Origin of the sequence: Pantoea sp. JZ2 (assembly GCF_035191405.1) — a bacterium.
Classification (GTDB): Bacteria; Pseudomonadota; Gammaproteobacteria; order Enterobacterales; family Enterobacteriaceae; genus Pantoea; species Pantoea stewartii.
Genome location: NZ_CP045247.1, coordinates 3,538,751 through 3,554,769, shown reverse-complemented (window position 1 = coordinate 3,554,769; position 16,019 = coordinate 3,538,751). Strand labels below are relative to the sequence as shown.

Genomic DNA, 16,019 nt, shown 5'->3' with positions numbered 1-16,019 from the left:
GGTTTCAGAATGAGCATGGAATTGATGGTTAAAGCCATGAAAACAAAAGTGGGTAATCCTCTCCGAAAGCTGGTGCTCATTAAGTTAGCTGATAACGCCAGTGATAAAGGCGAGTGCTGGCCTTCATATCAGCACATCGCTGATCAGTGTGAAATTAGTAAGCGTTCTGTGATGAACCATATCGAAGATTTATGCGTTATGGGTCTTATAAGAAAAGAGTCCAGAACTGGACCAAAAGGTAATTCCAGCAACGTTTATTTCCTCTCTTTAGATGGTGCAGGAGATTCACTACCTAGTGCAGCAAATTCACTAGGTGGTGCAGGAGATGCACTAGGGGGTAGTGCAGGAGCTGCACCCAGAATCAGTCACTCTTCTGAACCAGTCAATGAATCAGTCAATGAACCTAAATTAAATGGCACACAGGCTAATGCCAGTGAGCCGAAGAGGGTTTTAAAAACTCAGTATTCAGATGATTTTGAATTTGTCTGGCAAGGATATCCAAAGCGTGCCGGCGGCAACAACAAACAAACTGCCTGGAAAGCATGGTCGGCACGTATACGTGAAGGCGTAAGCATTGCTGACATGCAGTCAGGCGTTCAGCGCTATGCAGCCTTCATCGCTGCAACTGGCAAGACGGGTACAGAGTACGTCAAGCAGGCAGCTACGTTCTTCGGCCCGGATCGCCATTTCTCTGATAGCTGGACAGTGCCAGCGCCGCAACCAACCCGAAATACCGCCATGAGTAATCACCACGGCTTTGACCATCGCGACTATGGGCAGACACAAACACCAGATTGGTATGATGGAGATCAGGAATGAACCCACGACAGAACCAGATTTATAACCTCAAGCTGAAAATTGATGACCTCAACGTAGAACAGGCATTTACCCGGGGTGAAATATCTTACGCTGACCGCATTTTTGACCAGAAAGAAACCCTGACGACCATCTGTGATGTGCATGGAGAGTTCACACAACACCGTATCTGGATGAATTCATTTGGTGGCCGCATCGCTGAAAAGCGTTCACGCTGCCCAGCTTGTATTGCAGCAACCCTGGAAGAGACTCACACCAGCCGAAAAGCTCTGCAGGTTGAGCACCTCACGGAGAAGGCAAACATCGCTGAGCGCTTCGAGGGCTGCACACTGGAAAATTATGAGGCCGTGAACGATAAAGCCAGTCGTAACCTCGGTATGTTGAAATCCTACGCCAGGCGCTGGCCGGAAATGTATGCTGCTGGAACAAGTCTTATCCTGAGTGGCAAACCTGGAACCGGGAAAAACCATCTGGCGGTAGGCCTGGCTAAAGCGCTTATCGCTGAGCACCAGGCATCTGTATTGCTGACTTCTGTTCTGAAAATCATCCGTGCCGTTCGCCGTAGCTGGGATAAAAACGCTGAGTACAGCGAGGAAGAAGTTATCGCCATGTACACAGACAGAGACCTGCTGATTATCGATGAGGTGGGCGTTCAGTACAGCTCAGACTCGGAAAAAATCACCCTTTTTGAAATCCTCAACACCCGTTATGAGCGCATGCTGCCTACAGTGATGATTAGCAACCTGACGCCTGACGAAATATCACAGGCAATCGGCGAGCGTCTTACTGACCGGATGGTTGAGGGTAAGGGGACGACATTGATTTTTGACTGGGAGAGTTACCGCAGCCGCAAAGGAGTTACAGCCGTATGAGCAAGGTATTGTGGCGGGATCAGGATATTGAAGCTGCGGTGCTCGGCGCTATGTTCTTGCGTGGAGCTGATACAGAGGTGATGGAAGTCATCGCCTCTGTGCCTGACTCTGCGTTTAATTTTTTCCAGTATCGTGAGATTTATGGTGCCGCCTGTGCTCAGGCGAGAGGAAAGGGCGTCATTGACCCGATTTTGATTGCTGAACAATTGCCTCAGCACCAAGTGATTATCAGTGAAACAGGTCGTCAGGCTTGGGCGAAGTCGTCACTCAGATCCTATTCCCAGCAGCTTTTGCGTAATGCGGCGTTGCGTGACGCGCAGCAGGTTCTGTCAAATGCGCTTAGAAACCTGGAGGCAGCACACAATAGCGATACAGGGATTAGCATCATAGAACAGGCCAAAGCCGCTTTCAGCGCAATTCAGGTGGATTCTGATGTTGTGCGCCCCGTGTCCATTGACGAACTGCTGCCTACCATCATCAACAGGATTGATGAGCGCATGGCGTCAGACAGCACAGGTCGCACAGTGATGACCGGGATCGACGATTTGGACAGAGTTACGGGTGGATTTGACCAGACGGATCTGGTCCTACTGGCTGCCCGGCCATCTATGGGTAAAACCGAAACGATTCTAGATATAACTGATCACATCACAGCTGGCGGTGCCGGAGTGCTGTTTTTCAGTATGGAAATGAGCGACATCCAGATTGCGGAACGTCATGTTGCCGCTGCTGGTGGCATGTCTGCCTCGACGCTGAAATATCCTGAAAAACTCAAAGATGAAGACTGGGCAAGAATTTCCAACGGCATCGGAAGAATGACTGGTCGCAAAATTTGGATAGTGGATGCCAATAACCTGACCGTTGAGCAGATTGCGCAGATCGCAACCCGGCATAAGCAGGCACATCCAGAAACGGCGCTATTGGCCATCGATTATCTGAGACTGATTAAAATTCAGAGCACTATCCGTCACGATCTGGCCGTTGGTGAGGTTTCCAAAGGCTTAAAGTCACTGGCAAAGGCAATTCGAACGCCTGTAGTGGCGTTGAGCCAGCTTTCGCGCAGTGTGGAGCAAAGAGCGAACAAGAGGCCGGTAAACGCTGATCTGAAAGACTCAGGTGAAATTGAGGCCGACGCAGACATTATCATGATGCTTTATCGTGACGACGTTTATGACCCTGAATCACCAGCCGCGGGTATCGCAGAAATCAACATTACTAAAAGCCGAAACGGCCCGCTGGGTACCGTCTACCGCCGCTTCTACAACGGACATTTCCACGACATTGACCAGGCAGAGGCAAAGCTCCGCAGCACTGAGACTGCAGAGCCGCAATTCAGCCATAAACGATACTCAAAGAAAGGGGCAGCATGATGCGTGACATTCAGATGGTCTTATCTCGTTGGGGAGCATGGGCGGCGAGCGGAGAAAGCAATATCGGCTATCCTCGTATCGCTGCCGGCCTTTCAAGGCTTCTTCCTGCAAGCCGCCAGGGGCGAGTTTCTTGCTGTGATGATGACGGGATGTTTATCAATGAGGCTATGATCCGCCTGAGTAAGCACGATGAATATCTTTGTGCGCTGCTTGAATGGCATTACATCGAAAATATGACTCTGAGAGCAATGGCAGCCAAGCTGGGTATTTCCCACAATCACGTTGCAGTGCGCCTACAGTCGGCGGAAAGCTTTATTCAGGGGAGCTTGTGCGCCCTTGATATTGAGCTGGAAATGGACCGGGAATGCATGAAAGGAAATATTTTTCCGGTGAAGTTTAAAAGGGTTGTGTAATTACAAAACTGCTATTATTCTGCTATGAGTTGACACAACGCACTGACACATAACATTCAAGACCTCGCCTCGGCGGGGTTTCTTTATGCACGTAATACGTCCTTTGAGGATTACTTCCCGGCAGGGAGCTATATTCTATGTAACTAATCAGTAAAAAAACCAGAATAGAATTTGTAAATAACCGGTTGAAAAATCTCATTTAAAATTAAGGTGTCTTCTCTCGGATTGAGTGATGAAGATCCATGATTCACTAATATTCCTTTTTGACAGAGAGAAACTGAGCGTGAGTCGCCGCGAACAAGGTAAACATAGTTGTTTCCTTGCTCAACCATCATTGAAAGAAGCAAATCATCATCGCTATCAAGTTCACTTAATAGTTGAATAAAAGCCTTATGAGCGTTTTCTTTATTTTTTTCTTCTACTTGTATCTGAAAATCTTTACGCCAGCAATTAATCGAATTCTTAATCGATTTCCCTATTCGGTGGGTAATATCTACTAGGGTGAAGGCCAAACAGAACACGACAATCTGGTACGCATAAACCAAGCCAGATCTGAGCTGAATTTTTTCAGCAATCCAGTCCGGTATTAAAACGATTAAACATACCCACACAATTATGGAATACATAATTTTCACCACTGGTTCGTTGCCTAGCAGTCTGGCAACCCATGAGCTTAACCATTCGGGCATGTTACATCTCTTGAAATGTAGGGGTTATTGCATTTTACACAGAATCTCGTTGTAGGGGTATGACGGGCAGCACGCGCCGGGCGTGGCTAAACATTCCCGGCACTTATTCGCTCTGGGTAGATATGCTAGGCAGTTAATCGCAGTAGTACTAGATAAAAAAATCCCCGCCAGCTACAGGCACGCGACTGGCGGGAAATGGACTATATAGAGGTTGCTTATATTTTTCATAGAGTTGTCTTAACTACGCACTGGAATCGTAGATTAATTCAGCAGGTTTTAATCAAGTAAGTATATTGATTATCCGAGTGATAATTACTCGTTTGACGTTTTTATTACAGCCTGATTCGTGTTTATACTGGTACTAATGCGGTGAATCCCCCTGTGCGGCGGGGCAAAACCAGTAAACACTAAATGCTGCGGGTCAGGTTCTGGTTTTTCTGACTCACCGGGAGGCACCCAGCACCGCAGATGGTACCTGGCGAAGTTATCACCGTAAGAGTTCATTTAAAAAATCCCGCCGGTAACCATGGATTACGGTGGGCAAGTACATAAATGAATTACTTCCTGGACTCAACCAGTAAAGTAATATTAACCTTTTCGGGTTAGGTTGATGGGAAGAAAAGTGATGGTTGAGTTAGCTATTTCTTTAGACTGAAGACTTTTGGTCGAATCACATCGTTAACAAGTCACGATTTTTTAATAAAAAAATTCCCTCAAGTCATCAACGGTCTCGGCAACCTGGGAGGGATGGCTTGAGGGAGGCCAAAACGGCCAACTCCAGGGAAAATCCTTGTTTATAATAATATAGTTTTGTGGGGTTATTAATTGACCCTCATCAAATACTAAGTTGTTCTCGGTCACGTATGGTTCTAATAATTCTTATTGGTTAAATTTTCTAATGAAGGTGCTATGTAGATACCACTTCTTAGGGTTGTACATGCAATGTATTGTTTGGCAAATTTTTTCTGAGTGGTAATAGAACTTTGTTATGAAAAAAACAGAACTTATGATGATCGGATTTGTCTTAATCACTCCTTTCACATGATAAGGACGTGGTTTTGAAAGTCTCTAGAAGAGTTACATGGATACTGGTTATTCTGTTTTGTGTCGTTGTATGGAGCATTGTCGTTGCTATTGCTTTCGCTGGAAACAATGAAAAAGTTGCTCCTAAGATTCAGCCAGGTGAGTCTAGCCATCAGGTCGATATCAAGAAAATCCATAAACTCAATCTAAATCAGCAGCAAAAAAAATTCATCGAGTCGTTAATTGAATCACCGTCAACAAAGCTTAACGGTAACTAAAGAGTCGAAGACTTTTTTCACATAAAGCAAACATAAAGGCCGCCATTGAGCGGCCTTTTCTAGTTTTTGCGCTCGCCAATCAGCAACCACTCATATTTTGACGCCGTGGCGATGCGCAATCTTTTCCTCAACGACAAGCCGCCATCATTCAGGTGGCGGGAACTAAGCGCATGCCTCCAGAAAAAGACCCGGGCTTTTGGGCCACAGTGCTGCTGTGGCTGTACGCCCATAAAACAGAATGGGGATATGCCGGGGTAGCAGGCATGTTTTCACTATTACGCAGTGCCTATGCAAAAAGCCCGTGGAGCAAGCGGGTTCTCGACGCTGTTTCCTGTAGTGCGCTGGCGTTTTTCGCCGCGCCAACCCTTCAGGTTGCAGGCTCAGTATTCAACTGGACTATCCCTGATGCCGCTGCACAGGTTCTGGCGGTTTATATCGGGTATGTCGGAAATGATTTCATCAGCGCCAGATTGCGCGGATGGATAGACAAAAAGACTGGGGGCACCAATGAAGGTCAGCAATAACGGCATCAACCTTATCAAGCGCTTCGAAAGTCTGAAACTTGAGGCATATCGTGACAGTGTAAACATACCGACTATCGGCTACGGCCATACTCACGGCGTAAAGATGGGCGATATCATTACCGGAGAACAGGCCGATGCATTTCTTCGTGAGGATTTGCAGGTAGCAGAACTGACCATCAACACCAACGTAAAGGTGAAGCTGACTCAGAACCAGTTCGACGCCCTGGCGTCATTTGTGTTCAACCTTGGTTCAGGTAACTTCGTTAAATCAACACTGCTCAAAAAACTCAACCTTGGCAATTATGCAGGTGCAGCCGATGAGTTTGGAAAGTGGGTTAACGCTGGTGGTAAGAAACTGAACGGGCTTGTTAAACGACGTGCCGCAGAGCGTGAGGTATTTCTCTCATGAATCCACTTCAGACCATCAAAAACTTCGCGCCAGTAATCGTCATAGGGCTCATATGCGTGGCCCTTTGGGGGTTAAATGCCCGCAACTCGCAGTTATCAGCAACCAATGACCGTCTTGAGAAGCTGGCAAACAGCAAAGACGAGCAGATTAACGACCTGCGTTCTAAAAATGACGGCCTAGCTACCAGCGTTAACGAGCTTGTGACAGCCGTTAAGCACCAGAATGAAGTAATGGGGCAGGTCACCGAACAACGCGCCGTAACAGCCCAGCAGAACCGGAAACTACAGAATGAAATCAAGCAATATCTTGCAGCGGATAAGTGCGCTGTTGCTCCTGTTCCCGCTGATGCTGCTGACAGGTTGCGGAGTGCAGCAAAGGCCGCAGGTGGAGTACCGGACAATCAGCCAGCCACGTCTAAACCTGCCAGCGGAACTGACAAGCCCCATTAGTGTACCTTTGCCGCCCGATAATATGACCTACGGCAACAGCGTTGGCCTCAACGTTGAACTCTATGGCGTTATTGAGCAATGCAACACGGACCGCGCCGCAATCCGTACCCTTGAGGCTAAGCAACAATGAAAGCACTCATCACTTGGCTGAAAAGCCTTTTAGCCAAGCTTAAGCAAGGAAAAACGCAAATGTCTGAACCATTAAATGACGGTGCAGTGGCAGTAGAGCAGGACCAGCCAGCGCAGCTGGCAACCGACCACACTGATGCAGTACTGGTGAAACTGAAAGAACTGCTGAAGGTAGCAGGCCATGACATTGAAGCAGTATTTGACGATGTGGTAGCCTTGGCTAAAAAGCTGGTGTAGTCATCACAGGGCGTATTTACGAGTGCGCCCGATGATGGTTGCTTAAAAAAAAGGCCCCTTGAGGGCCGAACTTGCGGAAAACAATTTCTTATTGTGCCTTTCATGTTAACAGCCGGTATCTGTATCACAAGCACAAGCGGCAAATCTTTACGAATCTCTCCGACAAGGGATAACGGTTAGCGACGCTGTGAATCGTTGCGACGCTGGCCTATCAGCTACTCTGCAAATTTGCGAGCGCGCGAGGTGATGAAAGGTTGAAAGGTAATATTACAAATATTAAGATTATTCCTCTTTTAATCAGGATGATTATTTAATGTTTGGATTCGATAAGTTAATTACGCCAAAAATTATCACTGCTCTTTACCTTGTAACAGTCGTGTTACTCGCGATTGCTGCTGTGATTACTTTCTTCACAAAAGGCGTCAATGGGGTAGGTTTGATACTTATACTAATGGCTTTATTTGCGAGAGTTTTTTTCGAGAGCATCATGGTATCGTTCAAAAATAACGAATATCTGCGTCGAATAGCTGAATCGCTAGAAAAAAAATGACAACAGTCAAGCCGCCTACGGGCGGTTTTTTATTGGAGTAAATATGGCAACACCAGATTGGGAGGCCATCGAGCCGGCTTACCGTGCTGGTTCTGATTGATGGGAAGGAGTGCCAGGTTCCATTCCACATTGAAGAAGAGTCTGGAGGTAGGATAATCAAAGTGCCAGACCTATGCGGTGATTTTGCTGAGGTAAAGGCGCTTGGAGATACGGTTCCATCGTTTGTTAGTTTGCGTTGATGTCACATTCACTCAAATGTTCTTTTTATTTTGTGCTGAAAACTGCATTCATTGAGTTCACTTTTCAGCATAAACACAATGATTCATCGGCTGGTGGTATCACCATCGCCGGGGGTTATATCTATCTGACCAGCAGGAAACTCTGAATGGAAGTCGTGATTGATGGCATTGCCTATGCGCCAGTGAATGAACGGGCATCTAATATCGGTATAGCCATCAGCACACACAACCGCCATGACGTTTTATCCCGTGCCCTGGAGCATCAACTTAAGTTCCTTCCTACTGGTGCGCTGGTGGTTGTGATAGATGACGGGTCAAATACTCCTGTATCTGTTCCATCTGGAGTCAGGGTTATTCGCCGTGACGTGTCACGAGGCATAGTGGCATCAAAGAACGCCAGTTTACAGGCGCTGATGGATGCTGGCTGTGAGCATCTTTTCCTTTGGGATGATGACGCATGGCCTTTAGCTGGTGGATGGGAACAGCCTTATATCGATTCACCGGAACCGCATCTTGCCTATCAGTTTCAGGATTTCGCCACGGGCCAAAAGCTCAACGACATAGCCGTGTTGTACCGCGACGATAAGCACGTTGCCTATACGGGCCAGCGCGGCGTGATGCTTTACTACCATCGCAGCGTGATTGAAAAGGTGGGTGGCTTTGACCCCATCTATCAGCGCGGCATGTACGAGCATTCAGATTTAGCGTTGCGCATTCACAACGCCGGCCTCACTTCATGGGCGTTCGCGGACGTTGTAGGTTCGGAAAAACTTATTTACTCGCTTGATGAGCATCAGGCCGTTGAGCGTTCCGTACCTAAGCCAGACCGAGAAGCACAGGTTAAGCGCAATGTGACTATTCACAATGAGCGCCGTAACAGTGGCTACACCGGATATGCAGAGTACCGCGACAAGCGCAATGTGGTTATCACCACGTTACTGACCAGCCAGCCGGACCCACAGCGCGGCACAAAGATAACACCTTCACCTGACCTGCTGGCTAAGTGGGCGTCATCGCTAAGTGATTGTGGCCGCATCGTCCTGGCTGATGAGCTGGACACTGTTCCGGCAGATGCCGAGTTATTCCGTGTGCCTGATGTGAAGATGAACGTTTACTTCCGGCGCTGGCTGCATATCTGGCATCACTTACGCGATCACCCTGAATATCACCTTGTCTGGTGTACCGATGGTACTGATGTAGAAATGCTTCAGCAGCCCTGGCAGGGAATGGAAGAGGGCAAGATTTACGTTGGCTCTGAGCCTAAGACTTACGCCGACACCTGGGCTAAGCAGAATCACCCCGAAGCCATCTGTCAGGCATTCATTGAAGAGCATCGCAACGATGTGATGCTTAACGCTGGCCTGCTGGGTGGCACCCGCGATGATGTGATGGCAATAGCGCATGGGATTGTCCGGCTGTATTACCACATCGAATCGTTGCGCTTCTGGAGCCAAGAACACTCAGCGGCATCAGTAGGCGACATGATCGCTTTCGGCATAGTCGCTCATCGTTACCGTGACCGCCTGGTGACAGGCCCGCGTATACATACCGTGTTTAAGTCTGATGGCCTTGGTAAGGAGTTTGCCTGGTGGAAGCACAAGTAAAGTTTGCCATTGTGGCGCATCACTCACGATTAGAAGCAGTGATGAATCTGAAGCGCGTGCTTAATGCTCACTTCCTGCTTGATGATAAAGATGGTGGTGCCAATGCCAATCACCGCCGCGCTATCGAGTGGGCCAGCATGCAGGACTGTCGCGTGGTGATACTGGAAGATGACGCCGTTCTGGTTGATGGCTTCATTAATAAGGTGTCTGCCTGGCTGAGTCGGTTCCCTGATGACCTTTTGTCATTTTATCTTGGGACCGGCAGACCGCCTCAATACCAGCATGAAATTGCGGGCATGCTGGTGGATGCCGACCGCACTCGAGCCGATTATCTGGTCATGAGCAGACTGATTCACGGCGTCTGTTACAGCCTGCCACAGCATAAGATTCCTCAGATACTTGAACGATGGGACAGGACGCTGGCCGCTGATTACGCTGTCGGTGATGCTTATGGTGGCCGCGTTATCTATCCGTGTTATTCGCTGGTGGATCATGCAGACCTGCCCACGGTGGAGCGCCACCCGGACAATGAGCCTCGAACAGAGCGCCGCAGAGCCTGGAGGCTGGCATGAGTAAAGAGCCTCGCATTTACGGAAGCCGATGGGATAAGGCGAGACTGAGATTCCTTCAGCAGTATCCGCTGTGTGTGATGTGTGAAGAGCAGGGGCGAATCACAGCGGCCACAGTTGTTGACCACATCGAACCCCACAAACTTAAAGATGCGCTCAAGTCCGGCAATCCGCTGGCTATATCGAAAGCACAGCACCTGTTCTGGAGTAAAGAGAACTGGCAACCACTGTGCAAAGCACATCACGACTCAACCAAACAGAGAATGGAAAAGAGCGGGATAGCGATAGGTTGTGATGCTAATGGCTACCCTCTGGACCCCGCGTCTCACTGGAGTAAGTAATGACACAAGACCAACAGACAATCCTAATGTTCAAAGGGCTCATTGCTTCATTGCCTGAAGAGAGTCAGGCGAAAGTGAAGAAAGCTGAGCAGGCCATGCGTGAAGTGCTGTCAGCCTATCCTGATGGCGAAGCAACCATTGCGATGGGATTGATTGGTGCAGAGCTACAGTGTGACGCACCAGAAATGATTACCAATTGAAATCATTCACCCTGAAATCAATACAAATGAGAATGAATATCATCAGGGCAGGGGGGGAGGTCAAAACTTCAGGATGAAGTCCCCAAATGACCGCCGCCAAAGTTTGATTTTAACGCTAACCCGATTTTTTCAGTTTTAAGGGTGTTGACATATGGCAGAAAAAAGAACCCGCTCCGACAGTTCGGCGGCGGCAGTTCGGGCCATGCAAAACGCAACCGTGGACACCATCCAGCCCCCGGTTCATGCGGGTCTGGAGAAAAAAGCCGAACCATTCTGGCACGACAATATCAGATCAAAAGCTCTGGACAGTTGGACGCCTGCTGACCTTCTGGCTGCTGCGGAACTGGCAAATAATCAGCTCTATATCACCGTTTTACGAAAAGATTTGCGCAAAGAAGAGCGCGTGCGAGGTGAGGCACGTAACGAAGCGTTGATAAAAGACCTTCGCAAACAAATCACCGAATTGCAGCGAACCATTCTGGCGCAGCGGCGCGATTTGCAGATTCACTCACACGCCACCAACGGCGAGAGTCGTGACCAGCAGAAGCGCAATCAGAATGATCGTGATGCGCGTAATACCAGAGATGAACATGAAGATCAGGACGACAACCTGATAGCCTTTCCCCAACACGGATAAAATTCTATGACGCGAGGTGAGCGTGTAATAGCGTTCATTGAGCGCTTTTGTATCGTGCCGGAAGGCAAGCTTATAGGTAAGCCAATGCGGCTTGACCCGTTTCAAAAAGATTTCATCCGGGCGATTTACGATAATCCTGTCGGTACCGATATGGCGATCCTCAGCATCGCCCGTAAAAATGGGAAGACAGGATTGATAGCCGGAATTCTTCTGGCGCACCTGGTTGGTCCAGAGGCGGTACAGAACTCACAAATTGTCAGTGGCGCACTCAGTCGTGAGCAGGCGGCAATCGTTTTTAACCTGGCTGTAAAGATGGTTAACCTGAATCCAAAACTTCAGGACATTGTGCATATTACCCCCAGTGGTAAAAAGCTTATCGGGCTTCCCTGCAACGTCGAGTATAAAGCCCTGTCGGCTGAGGGAAAAACTACCCACGGTCTTTCCCCGATACTCGCAATCCTGGATGAAACCGGACAGGTGCGCGGGTCGCAGGACGATTTCATTGATGCGATCACCACTGCGCAGGGCGCACATGAAAACCCACTGCTTATTGTCATCAGCACGCAGGCGGCAAATGACGCTGATCTGCTGAGCATCTGGATAGACGATGCGGTCAAATCGAAAGACCCGCACATTGTCTGTCATGTTTACGAGGCACCGAAAGAGGCGGATATCAGCAGGCGGGAATCCTGGCTGGCTGCTAATCCCGCTCTGGGTACCTTCAGGTCAGAGAAAGACATGGCCCGCCAGGCTGAAAAAGCAGGGCGCATGCCAAGCTTTGAAAACACCTTCCGTAATCTCAACCTGAATCAGCGCGTGTCTACCGTGTCGCCGTTTATTTCCCGAAGCATCTGGGAGCTGTGCGGTGCTGAGGCGGTAAATACGCCGCGCAAATGGTATGCCGGACTGGACCTGTCGGCGCGGAACGACTTAACCGCGCTGGTGATAGCCGGTGAGGCCGAAGACGGTATATGGGATGTATTCGCTTTCTTCTGGACTCCAGAAAAAACGCTGGCCGAGCGGGCCAAAACTGACCGCGTCCCTTATGACGTATGGGTAAGGCAGGGGCTGTTACGCACAACGCCCGGTGCTTCTGTTGACTACTCATTTGTGGTGAGCGACATAGCCGAAATCATCAGCGATTTCGATATCAGCTCAATGGCCTTCGACCGATGGCGTATAGACCAGTTCAGGAAAGAAGCCGACGACATTGGGCTGACACTTCCTCTTATTGAGTTTGGTCAGGGATTTAAAGACATGGGGCCAGCAGTAGACACGCTTGAATCGCTCATGCTTAACGGGCGGGTAAGGCACGGCATGAACCCGGTGCTGACGATGTGCGCCGTTAATGCCGTGATCGTCAAAGACGCAGCGGGCAACAGAAAGCTGGATAAATCCAAAGCAACAGGCCGCATTGACGGCATGGTCGCAATGACCATGTCCATTGGCGCGGCAAATGGTGAGGTCGCCGATCCTCAGGGCGACTTTGACGACTTCTTAAACAGACCGCTGAGCATGTGATGGATGAACCCAAATATTCTATTGACCTGAGAACCAACAACGGACTCTGGGCGCGTCTTCAGTCGTGGTTTGTAGGCGGCCAGCTTATAACGCCTGGGCAGGGCTCACAGGGTGGTCCCGTGTCAGCCTCTGGTCACCTCGGTAATTCAGCCGTGACCGACGAGCGTATTCTCCAGATTTCCACGGTCTGGCGCTGCGTGAGCCTGATTTCTACGCTGACCGCGTGCCTTCCACTGGACGTTTTCGAAACTGACCGCGACGACAACCGCAGCAAGGTCGGCATGGATAACCCGCTGGCCCGCCTGCTGCGTTATGCACCTAATCAGTACATGACCGCACAGGAATTCCGCGAGTCTATGACCATGCAGCTCTGCTTCTATGGCAACGCTTATGCTCTCATCGACCGCAACGGTGCAGGTGACCCGGTCAGCCTGCTTCCGCTTCAGTCTGCCAGCATGGACCCGCGCATGGTCGGGAAATCACTGGTTTACCGCTATCAGAAGGACGGAAGCTACGCAGATTTCAGCCATTCTGAGATTTTACACCTCAAAGGGTTTGGATTTAATGGTCTGGTGGGGCTGTCACCCATCGCGTTTGCCTGTAAATCGGCGGGCGTAGCGGTGGCTATGGAGGACAATCAGCGGGACTTCTTCGCCAACGGTGCAAAATCACCTCAGATTCTTTACTCCGACAGAGTGTTGACCAAAGAACAGCGCGACCAGTTAGAGGGAAATTTCCGTGAAATAGCGGGTGGTCCGGTTGAAAAGCGCCTGTGGATACTGGAATCAAACCTTAAAAACTCGCCGATAGGAGTTACGCCACAGGATGCTGAAATGATGGCGTCCCGCAAGTTTCAGGTCAGCGAACTGGCGCGTTTCTTTGGCGTGCCGCCGCACCTTGTCGGCGATGTTGAGAAGTCAACAAGCTGGGGAACCGGCATTGAACAGCAGAATCTGGGATTTCTTCAGTACACGCTTCAGCCCTATATCTCCCGCTGGGAAAACGCTATTCAGCGCTGGCTTATCCGGCCCGATCAGGTCGGACGCTATCACGCTGAGCACAATCTTGACGGTCTTCTGCGCGGCGATTCGGCTTCCCGTGCTGCATTCATGAAGGCCATGGGTGAAGCGGGACTGCGCACGATCAACGAAATGCGGCGCACTGACAACATGCCGCCGTTACCTGGCGGCGATGTGGCCATGAGACAGGCACAGTATGTGCCAATCACGGAATTAGGTACCAACAAAGAGCCCCGCACTGACGGGGCTTAATTTTTATGGGGGCCGTAATGGCTGAGATCGTAAAAACGCTGGCGTTTGAAGAAACCGAAATCAAGTTTTCCGGTGACGGAAAGCAGGGAATTTTTGAAGGCTACGCCTCCGTGTTCAACAACACGGACTCAGACGGCGACATTATCCTGCCCGGGGCATTCAAAAACGCCCTGGCAAACCAGAGCCGCAAGGTTGCCATGTTTTTCAATCATAAAACGTGGGATTTGCCGGTGGGCAAGTGGGACAGCCTGGCAGAAGACGATAAAGGGCTTTACGTGCGCGGCCAGTTGACGCCAGGACACAGTGGCGCGACAGACCTCAAGGCGGCGATGCAGCACGGCACCGTTGATGGAATGTCGGTTGGCTTTTCCGTCAATAAAGATGATTACTCGCTGGGTACCAGCGGGCGAATCTTCAAAAACATTGCGGCGCTACGAGAAATCAGCGTCTGCACCTTTCCGGCCAACGAGCTTGCGGGCGTCTCTGCCATGAAGAGCGTGGTCGGGATCGAAACCATCCGTGACGTTGAGAACTGGCTGAGGGATTCAGTCGGACTCAGTAAGTCACAGGCAGTCGGGTTAATCGCCCGGTTTAAGTCAGCAGTTCGGAGCGAGTCCGGGAGCGGCGAAAACGAAGCGCAAATTAACGCTCTGTTAGAGAGCATCAAATCTTTTCCCTCTAATTTAGGTAAATAACATGTCCGAACTCGTACAGATTCAGAAGGCCATCGAAGAGTCACAGTCTAAAATGACCCAGCTTTTCGAGGCGCAGAAGTCCGAAATTGAAAGCACCGGTAAAGTGTCAAAGAAGCTTCAGGATGACCTGGGCAAGGTTCAGGAAGAACTGAGTAAATCCGGTGCCCGCCTGTTTGATCTGGAACAGAAGCTGGCAACCGGCGCACAGAACCCGTCTCAGGAGAAATCATTCTCTGAACGGGCTGCTGAAGAGCTGAAGAAGTCCTGGAACGGCAGCAAAGGTGAGTTTCAGGCGCAGACCTTCAACAAGTCGCTGGGCAGCGATTCCGCATCAGCCGGCAGCCTGATCCAGCCAATGCAGGTGCCGGGCATCGTGACGCCGGGCCTGCGCCGTCTGGTAATCCGTGACCTGCTGGCGCAGGGTCGCATTTCCAGCAATTCTCTGGAATACGTGCGCGAAGAGAAGTTCACCAACTCTGCTGCATCGGTGAAAGAGAAGGCAATGAAGCCTGAATCCGACATCACCTTCAGCAAACAGACGGCGAACGTCAAAACCATCGCCCACTGGGTGCAGGCGTCACGGCAGGTCATGGACGATGCACCAATGCTTCAGTCCTACGTCAACAACCGTCTGATGTACGGGCTGGCGCTGGTGGAAGAGGGGCAACTGCTGAACGGTGACGGTCAGGAAGACAACCTGACGGGCATCAACACCGTGGCAACCGCCTACGACACCACACTGAATGCCCGTGGTGATACCCGTGCTGACATGATCGCTCACGCCATCTATCAGGTGACCGAGTCAGAGTTCAGCGCATCAGGCATCATTCTTAACCCGCGTGACTGGCACAACATCGCGCTGCTGAAAGACGGTGAAGGCCGTTACATTTTCGGCGGTCCGCAGGCTTTCACCAGTAACATCATGTGGGGTCTTCCGGTTGTTCCTACCCGCGCTCAGGCACAGGGTACCTTCACGGTAGGCGGCTTCGATCTGGCGTCTCAGGTCTGGGACCGTATGGATGCGACCATTGAAATCAGCCGTGAAGACCGCGACAACTTTGTCAAAAACATGCTGACCATTCTGTGCGAAGAACGCCTGGCGCTGGCGCACTATCGCCCGACCGCCATCATTAAAGGCACCTTCGAATCTGGCTCATAACCGGGAGGGGCGGGGAAACCCGCC

The 16,019-nt window shown here is 50.1% G+C and carries 20 protein-coding genes; 19 read left to right on the top strand and 1 reads right to left on the bottom strand.

The genetic code is table 11. The features are described from left to right. Window positions 1-9: 9 nt before the first annotated feature. The 4 genes from GC087_RS17165 to GC087_RS17150 are packed head-to-tail and all read left to right on the top strand — an operon-like array spanning window position 10 to window position 3,471. On the top strand, window positions 10-819 hold the full coding sequence (locus tag GC087_RS17165; protein WP_324028829.1) for a helix-turn-helix domain-containing protein: 810 nt from the start codon (window positions 10-12) through the stop codon (window positions 817-819). Beyond that, window positions 816-1,688 carry an ATP-binding protein gene (locus GC087_RS17160; RefSeq protein ID WP_324028827.1) on the top strand — a complete coding sequence of 291 codons (873 nt, stop codon included), beginning with the start codon at window positions 816-818 and terminating at the stop codon, window positions 1,686-1,688. The genes GC087_RS17165 and GC087_RS17160 overlap by 4 nt, the downstream gene beginning before the upstream one ends. Beyond that, a complete protein-coding gene (locus GC087_RS17155; RefSeq protein WP_324028825.1) occupies window positions 1,685-3,058 on the top strand; it encodes a replicative DNA helicase in 1,374 nt (457 codons plus the stop codon). The genes GC087_RS17160 and GC087_RS17155 overlap by 4 nt, the downstream gene beginning before the upstream one ends. After that, window positions 3,055-3,471, top strand: a complete 417-nt coding sequence (locus GC087_RS17150; protein ID WP_324028823.1) for an antiterminator Q family protein — start codon at window positions 3,055-3,057, stop codon at window positions 3,469-3,471. Before GC087_RS17155 ends, GC087_RS17150 begins: the two co-directional genes overlap by 4 nt. Before the next feature lie 143 nt (window positions 3,472-3,614). Here the strand turns inward: GC087_RS17150 and GC087_RS17145 are convergent, their stop codons facing one another. Continuing rightward, window positions 3,615-4,160, bottom strand: a complete 546-nt coding sequence (locus GC087_RS17145) for a super-infection exclusion protein B (RefSeq protein WP_324028821.1) — start codon at window positions 4,158-4,160, stop codon at window positions 3,615-3,617. Window positions 4,161-5,218: 1,058 nt separating this feature from the next. Here GC087_RS17145 and GC087_RS17140 point away from each other — a divergent pair. The 15 genes from GC087_RS17140 (at window position 5,219) to GC087_RS17070 (ending at window position 15,995) form a co-directional block, all read left to right on the top strand. Then, on the top strand, window positions 5,219-5,461 hold the full coding sequence (locus tag GC087_RS17140) for a hypothetical protein (protein WP_324028819.1): 243 nt from the start codon (window positions 5,219-5,221) through the stop codon (window positions 5,459-5,461). 170 nt (window positions 5,462-5,631) lie between these two features. Continuing rightward, a complete protein-coding gene (locus GC087_RS17135; RefSeq protein WP_205956718.1) occupies window positions 5,632-5,985 on the top strand; it encodes a phage holin, lambda family in 354 nt (117 codons plus the stop codon). Further along, window positions 5,969-6,394, top strand: a complete 426-nt coding sequence (locus tag GC087_RS17130; RefSeq protein ID WP_324028816.1) for a lysozyme — start codon at window positions 5,969-5,971, stop codon at window positions 6,392-6,394. The genes GC087_RS17135 and GC087_RS17130 overlap by 17 nt, the downstream gene beginning before the upstream one ends. Then, entirely contained in the window at window positions 6,391-6,843 is a 453-nt protein-coding gene (locus GC087_RS17125) for an Rz lytic protein (RefSeq protein WP_324028814.1), read from the top strand. Before GC087_RS17130 ends, GC087_RS17125 begins: the two co-directional genes overlap by 4 nt. Window positions 6,844-6,969: 126 nt before the next feature. Then, window positions 6,970-7,209, top strand: coding sequence for a hypothetical protein (locus tag GC087_RS17120; protein ID WP_324028812.1), 240 nt, complete (start codon window positions 6,970-6,972; stop codon window positions 7,207-7,209). Between the two features lie 313 nt (window positions 7,210-7,522). Continuing rightward, on the top strand, window positions 7,523-7,759 hold the full coding sequence (locus GC087_RS17115) for a DUF4282 domain-containing protein (RefSeq protein ID WP_205957428.1): 237 nt from the start codon (window positions 7,523-7,525) through the stop codon (window positions 7,757-7,759). 385 nt (window positions 7,760-8,144) lie between these two features. Beyond that, window positions 8,145-9,602 (top strand): glycosyltransferase family 2 protein, encoded by a 1,458-nt coding sequence (locus tag GC087_RS17110; RefSeq protein WP_324028810.1) that lies wholly within the window; start codon window positions 8,145-8,147, stop codon window positions 9,600-9,602. After that, the gene (locus GC087_RS17105) at window positions 9,584-10,174 is read left to right on the top strand and encodes a hypothetical protein (protein ID WP_324030652.1); all 591 of its coding nucleotides are present in this window, start codon (window positions 9,584-9,586) and stop codon (window positions 10,172-10,174) included. The genes GC087_RS17110 and GC087_RS17105 overlap by 19 nt, the downstream gene beginning before the upstream one ends. After that, window positions 10,171-10,512 carry an HNH endonuclease signature motif containing protein gene (locus GC087_RS17100; protein ID WP_324028809.1) on the top strand — a complete coding sequence of 114 codons (342 nt, stop codon included), beginning with the start codon at window positions 10,171-10,173 and terminating at the stop codon, window positions 10,510-10,512. The genes GC087_RS17105 and GC087_RS17100 overlap by 4 nt, the downstream gene beginning before the upstream one ends. Next, entirely contained in the window at window positions 10,512-10,712 is a 201-nt protein-coding gene (locus tag GC087_RS17095) for a hypothetical protein (RefSeq protein WP_324028807.1), read from the top strand. Before GC087_RS17100 ends, GC087_RS17095 begins: the two co-directional genes overlap by 1 nt. 151 nt (window positions 10,713-10,863) lie before the next feature. Further along, a complete protein-coding gene (locus GC087_RS17090) occupies window positions 10,864-11,349 on the top strand; it encodes a phage terminase small subunit, hendrixvirinae-type (protein ID WP_082999236.1) in 486 nt (161 codons plus the stop codon). A gap of 6 nt (window positions 11,350-11,355) precedes the next feature. After that, the gene (locus tag GC087_RS17085; RefSeq protein WP_324028806.1) at window positions 11,356-12,870 is read left to right on the top strand and encodes a terminase large subunit; all 1,515 of its coding nucleotides are present in this window, start codon (window positions 11,356-11,358) and stop codon (window positions 12,868-12,870) included. Beyond that, window positions 12,870-14,141 carry a phage portal protein gene (locus GC087_RS17080; RefSeq protein ID WP_324028804.1) on the top strand — a complete coding sequence of 424 codons (1,272 nt, stop codon included), beginning with the start codon at window positions 12,870-12,872 and terminating at the stop codon, window positions 14,139-14,141. Before GC087_RS17085 ends, GC087_RS17080 begins: the two co-directional genes overlap by 1 nt. A gap of 17 nt (window positions 14,142-14,158) precedes the next feature. Further along, a complete protein-coding gene (locus GC087_RS17075; protein ID WP_324028802.1) occupies window positions 14,159-14,836 on the top strand; it encodes an HK97 family phage prohead protease in 678 nt (225 codons plus the stop codon). A gap of 1 nt (window position 14,837) precedes the next feature. Then, entirely contained in the window at window positions 14,838-15,995 is a 1,158-nt protein-coding gene (locus tag GC087_RS17070; protein WP_324028800.1) for a phage major capsid protein, read from the top strand. The last annotated feature ends 24 nt before the right edge of the window (window positions 15,996-16,019 follow it).